This is a genomic window from Monashia sp. HAY1-2A, from assembly GCF_056755315.1.
The window spans coordinates 1-12,479 of the sequence record NZ_JBNDHY010000006.1 but is presented as its reverse complement, the minus strand read 5'-3'; the positions used below and the strand labels follow the sequence as shown (position 1 = coordinate 12,479).

Annotated in this window: 11 protein-coding genes and 2 pseudogenes; 7 read left to right on the top strand and 6 right to left on the bottom strand. The window is 66.6% G+C overall.

Annotated features, from left to right (window positions below):
- The first annotated feature begins 540 nt into the window (after positions 1–540).
- A complete protein-coding gene (locus ACPYOM_RS01755; RefSeq protein ID WP_481344655.1) occupies positions 541–771 on the top strand; it encodes a hypothetical protein in 231 nt (76 codons plus the stop codon).
- 201 nt (positions 772–972) lie between these two features.
- Here the strand turns inward: ACPYOM_RS01755 and ACPYOM_RS01750 are convergent, their stop codons facing one another.
- From ACPYOM_RS01750 to ACPYOM_RS01725, 6 genes and pseudogenes are all read right to left on the bottom strand, one after another.
- Complete coding sequence (locus ACPYOM_RS01750) at positions 973–2,091, bottom strand: TIR domain-containing protein (protein ID WP_481344654.1); 1,119 nt, start codon at positions 2,089–2,091, stop codon at positions 973–975.
- A gap of 48 nt (positions 2,092–2,139) precedes the next feature.
- A pseudogene (locus ACPYOM_RS01745) lies at positions 2,140–2,276 on the bottom strand (CpaF family protein); the annotation flags it as partial.
- Between the two features lie 59 nt (positions 2,277–2,335).
- Positions 2,336–3,652 (bottom strand): hypothetical protein, encoded by a 1,317-nt coding sequence (locus tag ACPYOM_RS01740; RefSeq protein WP_481344653.1) that lies wholly within the window; start codon positions 3,650–3,652, stop codon positions 2,336–2,338.
- A 717-nt stretch (positions 3,653–4,369) separates the two neighbouring features.
- Entirely contained in the window at positions 4,370–4,516 is a 147-nt protein-coding gene (locus tag ACPYOM_RS01735; RefSeq protein ID WP_481344652.1) for a hypothetical protein, read from the bottom strand.
- A gap of 285 nt (positions 4,517–4,801) precedes the next feature.
- Positions 4,802–5,170: a hypothetical protein gene (locus ACPYOM_RS01730; protein WP_481344651.1), complete on the bottom strand. Its 369-nt coding sequence runs from the start codon at positions 5,168–5,170 to the stop codon at positions 4,802–4,804.
- Positions 5,171–6,311: 1,141 nt separating this feature from the next.
- Positions 6,312–7,094, bottom strand: coding sequence for a hypothetical protein (locus ACPYOM_RS01725; protein ID WP_481344650.1), 783 nt, complete (start codon positions 7,092–7,094; stop codon positions 6,312–6,314).
- A 276-nt stretch (positions 7,095–7,370) separates the two neighbouring features.
- Here ACPYOM_RS01725 and ACPYOM_RS01720 point away from each other — a divergent pair.
- The 6 genes and pseudogenes from ACPYOM_RS01720 to ACPYOM_RS01695 form a co-directional block, all read left to right on the top strand.
- A pseudogene (locus ACPYOM_RS01720) lies at positions 7,371–8,319 on the top strand (IS110 family RNA-guided transposase); the annotation flags it as partial.
- Positions 8,320–8,645: 326 nt separating this feature from the next.
- The gene (locus tag ACPYOM_RS01715) at positions 8,646–8,795 is read left to right on the top strand and encodes a hypothetical protein (RefSeq protein ID WP_481344692.1); all 150 of its coding nucleotides are present in this window, start codon (positions 8,646–8,648) and stop codon (positions 8,793–8,795) included.
- 147 nt (positions 8,796–8,942) lie between these two features.
- On the top strand, positions 8,943–9,242 hold the full coding sequence (locus tag ACPYOM_RS01710; RefSeq protein ID WP_481344649.1) for a hypothetical protein: 300 nt from the start codon (positions 8,943–8,945) through the stop codon (positions 9,240–9,242).
- 438 nt (positions 9,243–9,680) lie between these two features.
- Complete coding sequence (locus tag ACPYOM_RS01705; RefSeq protein ID WP_481344648.1) at positions 9,681–9,893, top strand: hypothetical protein; 213 nt, start codon at positions 9,681–9,683, stop codon at positions 9,891–9,893.
- Positions 9,894–10,229: 336 nt separating this feature from the next.
- Positions 10,230–12,110 carry an SIR2 family protein gene (locus ACPYOM_RS01700; RefSeq protein ID WP_481344647.1) on the top strand — a complete coding sequence of 627 codons (1,881 nt, stop codon included), beginning with the start codon at positions 10,230–10,232 and terminating at the stop codon, positions 12,108–12,110.
- Positions 12,111–12,184: 74 nt separating this feature from the next.
- Positions 12,185–12,479, top strand: a 295-nt coding sequence (locus tag ACPYOM_RS01695) for a helix-turn-helix domain-containing protein (protein WP_481344646.1), incomplete at its 3' end; no start/stop codon positions are given.

Here is a 12,479-nt window from a genome sequence, read left to right as displayed (position 1 = left end):
CACGAGGGTCGTGGCCGCCCAGTACAGCCCGGGCGCGACCGGAAAGTCGAACCCGAACCCCGGCGCGTCGGGGTGAAGGAGCGCACTCAGGGGTCCCGCGCCGGACAGCCGAGGCCACCCGAGACCCAAGACCAAGGACGACAGCACGGCGCCGCCTGCCAGAGCCACCCAGACCGCGGCGATCGCCCCAAGGCCCACAGCGAACGCCCTGTCGCTCAGTTCGCGCCCGACCATCCCGTCTCCCTCCGTCGGCGTGGGCACGAGCGAACCGGGTCACCACCCGGCGTCACGAACCCATCCCCAAAGCGGCAAGGAGAGCGTCAGCCGCTTCCTCTTCAGCTGCGGTGGTGCCTGGCGGTCTGCTGGATTCCTTCTCTGAACCGGTTCGCCGAGGCGCGGTCGGCAGGCCCGGGCAGGGCTGTCCTCCCGGTCCGCCCCCCAGGACGAACCTCCTCGGGCCGAATTGGGCGCCACCCCGGTCACGAGAGGTGCGTCACCCCGCCCAGTATGGGGAACCGAAGCCGCCACAAGTCACGCAACGTGCCACGCAAGACGCCGGCCGTCTCGGGACTGGCCAGGATGATTGGCACCCAATCCACAGAGTGCGCCTCCCCGGTCGAATGGGTAACCGCCGAGCAGATCCGCGCACGCGGCATCGACCTTGGCCCCGCGCTGCCGTTCCTCTGGGCGTCCGAGCCGGCGGAGGTGTGGGCCTGCACTAGATGCGACAACTTCGGCGTCATGGGCCCGATCGTGGGCGGCGCCTTCTAGGAGCACGAGGAGGTTCCTCGGCGGTCGCCGTCCCGCCGCGTCAGTCTCCGATGCCTCCGCCGCCCGTCAAGGGTCCGCTGCGCCGCTCCGCGCCCTGTGACGGGCTCCCCGGCCCCCTAACGACCGCCTCTGTGGGACGACCCCCACCCCTGCCCGACGCGGGACGAGTTGTGTTGCTCTTGCAAGTGAAGCGCGGCGGCCCTACGGGCCGCACTCGATCCCGCTCTCCTCGATGGCCTCGACCCACCCGTTCATGACCTTACGACTCTCGTACATGGAGGTGAGTGCCCTACGCAGCGTCTTCAAGGGAGCCCGCAAATCCCGAGACATCTTTTCAATCGGCTGAATGCCCTCGATCATGGCCTTGAGGCCGCCCAAGCCCTCATCCGCGGCCTGTGCCAGCCCCAGAATGGAGTCAAAAAACTCACACGCAGCCGGCTTGGCATCAGGGTCGCGCTCGGCTTCCGCCGCCAGCAGGGGAATCATTTCTAGGATCCCGGCGTCAACGTCATTCAGCTGCGAAGTGAACTTAGTTGAGTCGCCCTGAAGCGCCTCCGCGGGGCCCTTCAATTCGCTTGCGACCTGACGAAGCGCGGTAAGTCGGCCTGCGAAACCCTTCGCTTGAAGTTTCGGGTCGCTTAGAGCCTCAGTGCCTCGCTGCATCACATCGGAGACAGACTGAATGCTAGAAACGATGCTTTCGATAGTCTCGTTCCACAGGGGCATCGTTTCCTCGGCCGTGGCAAGAAGGTCGGCCGCGCCAGGGGACTGGTCGTCCTCCTCCTCCGTCTCCAAGGCAGCGGACAGGTCCACCGAGTCGGCCCTGCTGTTCGCTTCTGCGAGTCGGGATGCCATCTCCGCCACTGCTTTGCGGTACTCGGGCGAGGCGGGATCCGCGAAACGCAGTTCTGTCCAATCTACCCACTGGAAGGGCTTGACAAGAGCAACAGCGTCGTCAGAAGGGGGATCTTCGCGAATGACCGCGGAGTCGACATACAGAATCGGAAGGACCAAATCTTCCAAACCCAAACGCTTCGCCTTGCGCGCGAACGCATTCAACTCGCGCCGACATTCAGCGCTGGCAAAATACCGTGGTGTGAGCACAGGAATAAAGAAGGCCGTGGACGCGAGCGACTCATCGATCGACGCTCTCCAATCCTCCCCCCATTTCAGATCATCTCGATCCAGAAACAACTCGATAGATTCGCCCGTCAACAACTCATATTGCGCGGACAAATCTCTCGCCAACTGAAGAATCCGGCCCCCTTCAGCAGCGTCGTCAGCATGCACATACGACCAGAACCCCTTAGCCACTGTCACACGCGCAATCGTATGCCACGAGCAGGGCGTTTAAGGACTCGCTGGGTTGCCGGCCTGCGTGCCTCCGGCCACCAGGACGTTGAGCCGCTCGCGACCGCGTCGCCGAGGAAGGTCGCGGCCTGCGGTACCGAGCCGGCGAGGTCATCGAGGTGGTCGGCCCTGACGACGAACTTTCGGACGTTGACCTGCGAGCAGGTCTTCGAGCTGGCAAATGCTTCTTAGTTCTTGACCTGCGGCTGCTTGCTTAGCCCTGAACCAGCGACGCGTCCAGACGTCCGCTGGTGCTCGCGAGGATCTGCCGAGCCTTCTCGGCGCTCAGCGACCCTTCGGACACACGCTTCACGAGCCGGAACAGATCTCGCGTGTCAATCAAGACGCCGCCCGACTCAGCGAACACGGCAATGTCGTCGTCGGCGCCCTGCAACAGCAGCGGTCTCTCGTCCGGGGGACGGTTGATGAAGTGGTTGACGATGAGCAGGCAGCGGTCTGGGGCTCGCCCGTGCCGAGCGGTGTAGCGAGCGATGTGCTGCTGTGCCTGCATCAGGGCCGCCCGGGTCGTCCCCTTGACCTCTGCAATTGTGACCTCTGAGGGTCGGTCGGGATTGACCACCTTCAGGTCGTGGGCCTTCGCTGTGCCAGTGCCGTCTCGCTCGGCGTCCTCGTCAGTGACCTTGAAGCCGAGATCCGTGAGGGCCCTGACTACAGCCTCAGTGAGTTCGTCGTGCTGCGCTGTCAGCAACCGCCGGGGGCCCGCGTCCGCCGCCGTGGCTGCTTGCAGGAGGCGCGCCTCGATGGCGATCTTGATCTCCCGGAAGGCCTGTTCCCATCTGGTCTTGCGGGCTTCAAGGGTGTCAAGCGAGTCCTGGGCACCTACTTCCTCCAGCGTCATCCACTCTGCCTTGCGCGTCCAAGGAGTCCCCTGCGGGAAGCGCCGCTCGTAGCGAGCGTGCAGATCTCGCAAGTACTCAGAGAGCCAGAGTTCGGGGTGCTCGGGATCATGGGGCAAGATCCACGCCCAAGACTCCTGGGCGCTGCGGCGGAAGGCACCCGCAATGACGTTGTCGTCAGCGTCCCAAGCGAAGGGGACAGCATCGCCAGGTAGTTCGTCGAGCCCGATGGGTGAGTCGTGCACGCCGCTGTATGTCGTTAATACACGGCGGCAGAGGATGGGTCGACCCTCCTGATTGAGCAGCCAGGGGACCAACTCGTCACGGACTAGTGCCCTTAAACGCTCTGGGAGGCTTTTGTTCACGGTTATCGTGCGGCTCGGCTGGTGGAAGGCATAGCCGACGGAGTTTCCGCCGTGCCCGGCATAGACATGCGCCTGCCCCACGCGCTCGCAGCCGAAGGAGAGAAGGCAGAGGTGCGATGCGGCGTCGATTTCGTCCTGCCCACGCTGCACGGTGATGTCGAAATCGCGGGGCCGATGGCGGCGAAGCGCTCCATCTTTGGCGACAATGTGCCCGGCCAGCAGCGACGCCATCGACGCGAGTCTGCCGTCGCCCTCGGCGTAGCCCACAAAGACGCCCTGCGGCCGTGCAACCTCCCCGTACGTCGTCACGGCGCCATGGTACGCACGGGGTCGGACAAAGCACGCGGAACGCATGAGCGGACGGGCGAGCAGGAGGCGGAGGGAAGCCACGGACCCCTCCATGAAAGCCTCAGCAGGAAGCCCAGTACGAGCAGCCAGCCCACCGCTTGCTTCCATCGGCGCGTAGGCAGCTCCGGTCCCGCTTCGATGATGTCGATCCACCCCATGACAAGAAGATGCCCGGGACCGGTGACAGCGGTCTCTCCGCTTCGTTGCGACCGACGGGCGGACCGCCTTTTGCGGGTTGCATGCCGCCGTGTCACTCCGCCGCACATGGCGCGGGGAAGGGGGCCCGGCGGACTCACGCTTGAGTACTCGGCGACGGGATGTCGCGGATGGTCAGAACCATGGGTTCATCGGTTGGATCTCGATCTCCCTCATGGAAGCGACGTTGACCAGGGCTCGCGCCTGCACGTCGTCATCCGGGACATCGCGCACACTCACTGGCGAGGCGGCGGACGTATGTTTGTCGTCAAGGCCGGGCCGTCGATGACCCTGGCGCGAAGTGTCTGACGCCGATGACTCAGTTCAGTCCCAAGGGGCTCAGGGCACAGCGCCGTTGAGCTGGCCAGGCGCGTATGTGAGCGTTTCTCCGCGTGACGTCCCGGTTCTGCGAGAAGTTGTTCGGCGAGCGTGTCGGTCAGCTTCCGGTGTACTTCTCCTCGCTTCATCTGTAGCGCCGCAGGGTCAGGTAGTCCTCCTCGACGAGGTCAGCATGAGCAACATGTCGGTGGCATCGTCGCCGGCCAGTCCCGCACGGCCGAACCGCTCGGGGACCACGTCGACGATCTCGGCCAGACCCTCGCGCCGCAGAAGCTCGCGGCCGTCGACCATGGCGGGCCCTTCGGCTACTGCGGCGCAGACTCCGCCCTGTGACCGCGGCGTTGCACTTGCGCGCATCTAACCGCGCCGTGCCGCATCCAGATCGGCGCACAATCCTTGGTCCGTGACAGTGGTGGTAAGCCGTGGCAGCGAGCTGGCGAGAGCCCGGTCTACGAGGCTCGTGCGAGGATGTGGCCAGGGCCTTTGCCCGAGGCAGTTCGGCGCCCGTCTCGTTCCAGCCCGGACAGCACAACGCCACCAGCAGTCGCGTCTCTGCCGATGGCGCCGTGCGGATCATCAGGGCTCTTCGCCACCACCACCGGCGAGGAAGCCGCGGTGACCGTTGCAGGAGTCGCCCGGCTGCTCGCCGGATGCCTTTATCTGCGCCGGGCTGAGGCCAAGCTCTCCCGTGAGGAACTGGCGCACGTGGCCCCAGTTCTGCACCCGGCCCGGCTCGTAGTCCGGGTCGGCCGGGTCGAGGAACCGCTCGGGGTTCTGGCCCGAGAAGCCGCAGATCGAGTTGGCGTGTCCCCGCATCCCGGTCTCGTTGATGTTGCCGGCACTGCTGTTGCCCTGGGCCTCGCCGGCACTGGCCACCGAGGCTCCGGCGAGCAGCAGGGCTCCGGCCATGGCGGGGACGGCGAGCAGTTGACGCTTGATGTGCATGGCGCTCCTTTGCCTTTTCCCGATTCGCCAACCGAGGGGTTGGTGGGCCGATGCTACGACGGCGGCGCATGCCTGTCCTGTGTTTACAAGTCGCCGCCCGAAATGTACCGGGGACATAAGAGTCGAAATGGAGTAGGCCCGTCCTATTGAAACGTCAAGGCGTCACGAAAAGGACCATTGGGTCAATATCGGCGCTCCAGGATGGGTAGATCTCCAAAATGACGAGACTTCTCTCCGTCTCTACTCCGTATCGAGAGCAACGACGTGCTCGGCGCAGCGGGGAGGGGCGGTGAGGAGGACCACCGTTCGACGTCGCCGACGCGACTTCGCCCCATCCTCAACCCGCCGCCGACGCCGCTCATCGAGTACCCGTCGCTTCACGGGGGAAACGCGCGCCGCCCGTCGTCCGAAGCGACGTCCGGGACGGCGCCGCCCCTCAGTGGGTGGGGGTGAAAGGCGACACGGCTCTTTCAAGGTGGCGAGAATGACGGCTGAGCCCAATAGGTACCGATCGCCCCGGTATGGCCAACCGCTGAACACATCGTTGCGACAATTCCCCGACGAGACGCCCTTGCACGCACGCGGCACAATTCGTGGCGGTAGGAGCAGCTTCGATAAGGCGGCTTAGACGGACCAACATCCTGCGTCGCTGAGCTTGTCAGCCTGCGGGGAGCCGCACTCGACCGTGCCTTGACACGCCGTCCTGGCTCCTACTTGTCGTGGTCACCATCCTGACGCGCCTCGCCGAATAGCTGCGAGCGCGCGCACAACGTCGATCGGGACCTCGGCCTGGGAGGGCTCAAGGCGACCATGATCGCCACCTCACGGCCCGGACACCACCCCAAGGATCCTTCTAGGTTCCACGGCATCTCAAGAACTCTCGTCCCGACGACCTCCTCCGCCCGCCTCTCACCTCTTCGACGAGCGCCTCGCTTCGGATTCGACACTCTCCCAGAAGTAGATCTCAGGGCATCGCTACCGGGCGCACATGCCGCACTCCGTGACTGGCGAAAGGTGCGTCTATCCGCCGCCTGCGGCCTTGCCTGCTGGGCAAGGGCGGCGGCTGAACGCAGCATCGTCCGGGTAGCAGAGCTGCATGCATCCGCAGTTGTGAGCCGCCGACTCAATGCACGAGCCGGGCTCAGGGCGACTCGCAGCGTCGGTCGAACCAGGACCAGCCGACCTTCAGCACCCTGTATGCGGCCATGTAGGGGTTCGCAGTGTCCTCTATTGTCCCGGCACCGCGAAATGTGGCTTGCCCGGCCCTGTTGTCGACGTGCGAGATAGATGACCGCTGCAACAGCGACCAGCCAAGCGCATGGGCGTCAGAACTGAGCCGTCGCCACCACAAGTTGCCCGCATCCTGGAGCCCCGGGTCAGTCGGAAAGGCGGCCTGCATCGCGTCGGCGATGTAGTTGGTCTGTTGGAGCGCTGCTCGCGTTCTGCGAACAGCGCGGACCTTGGAGAGCCGGTCCTCCAGGTGCGCAATTTGGGCTTCGACATCGGCGGCTACTTGCGGTTCGCGGGGCACCATGGTTCGCATCCGCATTGCCTTCAACGATTCTTCAACCATCGCCTCGATGACCATCAGCCCCCGCTCCTGCCGGTCCGCCGTGGAGTCGGGGTGCAATACCCATAGCGCTTGGCAGGCACCCACAAGCGCGCCACGCAGGACGGTTTGCACCGCCATGGGATACAGGTTGCGGGCCTCAAGTGTGTCACGGACTACGCGCAGATGTTCAGCGCTACTCACTAGCGAAAGGCGCACCATCTGGCTCACTCGCATGGTGCCGACGATCTTGTCGTCCTCGAACAGATCACTGCCTCGCTCCGGTTCCTCGACGCGAAGGGCCCGGATCTGCCATTGATCCAAGTCCGGGTAGGTGTCCTGGATTGCTTCCAAGAACGACGGGGCACGCGTCATGCGGAGACCGTCCCACATCTCCAACGGGAACAAGCCCTCGGGTGATGGCCTTTCGACGAATCGTTCTCACGGGGCACGCAGCGAAGGTTTACCGTGCCAGAACCGGTTCGGCTGAGTTCACGCGGCCCTGAACGCAACCTCCGACCGGACCTAGCCGGTATGGGGTGACCCCTCGATTGGCTGGGGGTTGCGGGCCGGGGCCTCACTCGCACATGTTCGTGGGTTACCGAGTAGGGGCTGCCTGCTCGGCCTATCCGACAGTTGTGGGAGGCCCCGGTGTTTTGCGAGCGTACGAGTGTGGGGCTCGATGTGCACGCACGATCGGTCGCGGCAGCGGCGATCGATGGCGTCACGGGCGAGCTGGTCCAGGCGCGACTGACCCCGTCGCACGAGCAGATCCAGGCATGGCTGGCGGGCCTGCCGGGCCCGGTCGCGGTGGCCTATGAGGCGGGCCCGACGGGATTCGGGCTGGCCAGGGCGTTGGAGGCGGCTGGGATCCGATGCGTGGTCGCGGCGCCGTCGAAGCTGCAGCGCCCGGCGGGTTACCGGGTCAAGACCGACGCCCGGGACGCGGTCCACCTGGCTCGGCTGCTGCGTCTGGACGAGGTGAGGGCCGTGACGGTTCCGGCGGCCACGGTCGAGGCGGCCCGCGATGTGGTCCGGGCCAGGGAGGACTGCCGCGGGGACCTCATGCGGGCCCCGGAACCGACTGTCGAAGCTGCTGCTGCGTCATGGGATCGTCTACTCCGGCGGGCAGGCGTGGACGGGGGCGCATGACGTGTGGCTGCGCCGTCAGCGCTTCGACGCGCCGGGGACTCGGGCCGCGTTCGAGTCGGACTACGACGCCGTGCTGATGATGAAGGCCCGCCGGGACCGGCTCGATGCCGCTATCGCGGTGATGGCCGCGGACAGCGAGTTCACGCCGATCGTGCACCGCTTGGGCTGCCTGCGTGGAGTGTCCACGTTGACCGCGTTCGCCCTGGCCGTCGAGATGGGCGACTGGCACCGGTTCACCGGTAACACGGTCGGCTCGTTCGTCGGGCTGGTGCCCAGTGAACACTCCTCTGGCGGGTCCCGGGTGCAGGGGTCGGTGACCAAGACCGGCAATGGCCACGCTCGGCGGTTGCTGGTCGAGGCGGCTTGGCACCACCGCGCCCGGTACGTCGCGGGCAAGACGATGCGCGATCGTTGGCAGCTGGCGTCACCGGCGGCCCGGGCCCGCGGCGACGAAGCTGGGGGCGGGGTAAGCCCGGCCGCGGACCCCGACACCAGACGGTCGCCCCCTGTCGAGCAGTTCGTCGATCTCTGGGACCGCGGCCCGCACGTGGCGGAGCGCGCGTTCGAGGCCGCGCGTTGGCGTGACGCTTTCGCGCGTCGGGATGCGCCCGCGCCCGCGGGGCTGGGAGACTCGGGCATGACCTCCCCACTTGGACCCGTCGCCGTGTCCAAGTCGCACCTGGCGATGCTCGATTACGCCCGCAAGCTCAACGCCGGGGAGGCTTCCAACGACAACTTCAACCCCGCGGCGGCGTGCGTCATCGTCCAACGCCGGTGCTCGACCCGACCTTCATGGACATCAGCGGGCCCATCCCGGAGTTCGAGGAGGCGCAGCGCCACGTGGCCAAGATCCAGCACGATCTCGAGCAGGACGGGGAGACTGACTACATCGTCGAGATCCGGCCGCTGTTCGCCGCCATCTGAACGCCAGCACCCTGCGCGCGAGGACGAAGTGGCGCCGGTGGCTCCTCGGCGAGAACGATTGCCTCTGTCGCTGCCCTGCGCTCGGGGCTGCGAGACTCGGGCATGACCTCCAGGCGTGGACGCCTCTTCTCCCTCACCGACGACCACGTGAACCTGCGCGAGTACGCTCAGCGGCTGCTCGACGGGCAGGAGCTGCTGGCGGACTTCCGCGAAACGAAGGGGCGGTGCGTCGTGATCCAGCGCGACCTGGCTGAGCCCTTGTGGCTGGACGTCAGCGGCCCGTTCGAGAACTTCGAACAGGCTCGCGCGAGCGCGCTTGAGACCATCAAGATCTACGCCGACGACGGAGAGTTCGAGCACGTCATCGTGGAGGTCAGGCCCCTGTTCCCGGGCAGCTCGGGCAGCCCTCCCGCACCTAGCGGACACGCCATGGTCGGCGATCCGTGAACGTCCCAGCTCCACACATAGCCAGTGCAGCTGTTGCCGAGCTCTCGGGCGCCAACACTCGCGACCCTGCTCAACCCTACTCACTGCGGCACTACGCCCCAGCCGGCCGTACCGCACACCGCGTGTTGACCCTCGTGGGCCTACCGCACACCGAAACGGACCCATACCAACGCAGCACCGCCCGGCCAAGACCCCAGTTGCCAATCGCGCAGATGGAAGGTGCGGCCCCGCCGGTCTACGGCCAAAGACCCCATGGCGAGCAGCCGGGGCCTTCGCACGTCGGCAGGCGCGGATGCGGCGAAGATCTGCTTGCGGCATATACGCGATTTCGGGAAGTGCTCGGCACCTGCTGCGGACGGAGACCCGATCGCCCGACGATGCCGCGGGCTGCGGGAGCATACCCCGCCCACCTAGGGGCCCGGACCGTAAGGTGTAGCCGTGAGCGACCTCCCGAAGATCAACATCAAGCGTCAGCCGGACGGCTCGTGGACGGCCCACCCTCAACCACCTCTGCCCGCCACAACGACATTTATCACCGACGGATGGTCTCAAGTGGTGCGCCTGCGCTCACGTCTCGGCGCGGTCGACCATTTTGAGACGGACGAGTATCCGCACTTCGTGGCGCAGTTTGGCGACCCACCCGCCCACTGACAGAGCGGCCGAACGTCAAGTCGCGGCACAATGTCGGCCGTCGCCAACCCGCTACCGCGTTGGTGCTGCGCGTCGACGGTGAAGTCCACTCGGCGCAGGTGTCGTCGATGTCGACGAAGGTCATGGCGACCAGGTTCGCGTCGCCGTCTAAGACGCCAGACCCGCGACGCCTCGGCGACCGCCAGGTGGAAGCTTTCCGATCGCTGCGGAGGTTGACTACGGATCGAGTCCCGGCATGTACGCGCCCGCGCGGCCCCTTCGTGCGAGTGAACCCCGTAACCGGCGATGGATGCGCCGCGCCCGCGGTTTGGGGGGCGGTTTGGCAAGATTGTGTGGGTGATCGAGCCACACCTGTCTGCCGCGTTCGCGCTGACCAGTGCGCCGGGCGCGTACGCCATGCTGGTTGGGGCCGGGATGTCGGCTGCCGCCGATGTCAAGACGGCGTGGCAGATCCAGGAGGACCTCATCGAGCGCCTGATGCGTGCGGCAGGGGGTGGTCGCGAGCGGGGACGTTGTGAGAACCACGCCGAGGACCTTTCGATCGCTGGTGGACGAGGCGACGGCGGCCCTTCTGGCGAAGGTTCTGGAGAGAGCGCCGCCGCAAGTAGCGGCGTGGGTCGTGAGGAGCCGTTCGAGTGGTTCCGGGTCCGGTACGGCGCGCCGGCCACATACGAAGGCCTCCTCGCACAGCTCGCACCCACCCAGCAGGAACGGCAGGCCCTACTGCGCGCATTCTTCGAGCCGACACCTCAGGAGCGTGACGCCGGGAACAAGGTCGCGACGAAGGCCCACGAAGCTGCCGCCCGGCTCGCCGCCCAAGGCAGGGTACGCGTGTTCATCACGACGAACTTCGACCGGCTGCTCGAGAGCGCGCTGCGAGCGTCCGGGGTGGAGCCGGTCGTGGTGACTGAACCAAGCCAGGTCGCCGGGCTGCCACCCCTGCACACGCTCAACTGCCTTGTGCTGCACCTGCACGGTGACTACCTGACCCCTGCGAGCATGCTCAACACCGTCGAGGAACTGAGCGCCTACCCGGCGTCGGTCGACGCGCTACTCGACCGGATCTTCGACGAGTACGGCCTCATTGTCGCCGGCTGGAGCGCAGCTTACGACCCCGCGCTGCGGGCCGCCTGGGGCCGATGCCCGAACCGGCGCTTCTCCAGCTTCTGGGTCGACCCGGTGCCGTTGAAACCGATCGCGGCCGAGCTGGCCGGGCGCAAAGGCGTCCTCGTCGTCACGGACACGGCCGAGCAGTTCCTCACGCAGGTCGCGGACGCGGTTGATTCCATCGAGGCGAGCGCTGCCCGCCACCCGCTGACCGTGCCGGTCGCGGTCGCTGCTGCCAAGCGCGAGCTCTCAAGCGGCAGAACGCCGGTGGTGCTGCATGACGTGCTGCGGCGCGAGCTGGATCTGGTGGCCCAGTGCGCTCCGGTGACTGCGACCGCTTTCGACACCCTCGACGCGCATGCGGTGACTCGGGCCCGGCGCGCTGTCCTCGAAGAAGCGGCCAAGGTCCCGATCGCGCTCGTGGCAACGGTCGCTTACTGGGGCGGTCCCGAGACCGACAGGTGGTGGCTCGACGACATCACCCGCCTGGCCGCCCGGCCTGACGCGTCTGGGGCGACCAGCCTCCTTCGGCTGGTCCAGGCGCCGGCGACGATGCTGATGTACGCGGCCGGAGTGGCGGCCACCGCGGCTCAACGCTGGGACTTGGTCGCCGCTCTGTTCACCGAGCCGCGCACCCAGGACCTTCATACAGGGGCTCTCGTTCCCGCCCTACACGAGCTCACGGCTGATGCCACTTTGTCGCAGCCTCCGAAGCACCTATACGAGTACCTTCGGCCGCTGCTCGCGGAGGGGGTCGGGCTGGGCGGCCGCTACGACGAAAGCTGCGAACGGTTCGAGTATCTGCGGCTCGTCGCGTTCAACGTGTGGGCGCAGTCGCAAGGGCACGGGTTTGACGTGGGATTGCCCCACCTTCGGGTCCGCGACGTCAACAGGCGCGAATACGTGCCGGTCGCGGCGGCATGGTTCCAGAGGCTCCTGTCGGCGCAGGGCCCATCCGAGAGTGTCCTCCGGGCGGTCGGGGCGGACATGTCGACCACAGTTGCCGCAGCACGCCAGGTCGACCAGCGCGTCGCGTCCTTTGCTGACTCGACCGCCACTAGCTGTACTGACCGGGCACGTTGGTTGAGGGAGTGCGACTTCGCGCTGTGAGCTGCTGACAGGGGAGGGCCTCCCGCGGTGGAGTGGAACTGCTCAAGGTTCACTTCGCCAAACAGGAGGCCCTCGTGTCCCACGCTAACGCTGCCCTGACCCCACGCGCCCGGCTCCGGGTGGCCCAGCTCGTCGTCGACCAGAACGTCCCGATCGTCGAGGTCGCGGCCCGGTTCCAGTGCTCTTGGCCGACGGTCAAACGCTGGGCGGATCGGTACGCCGCGGGGGAGGCGATGAGCGACCGGTCCAGCCGGCCACACTCGATGCCGGCCAAGACCAGCGCAGCGACGACGAAGCGGATCGTGGCACTGCGGCTGCGTAAGCGCGTGGGCCCGGTCCAGCTCGCCGCCCTGACCGGTGTCGCGCCCT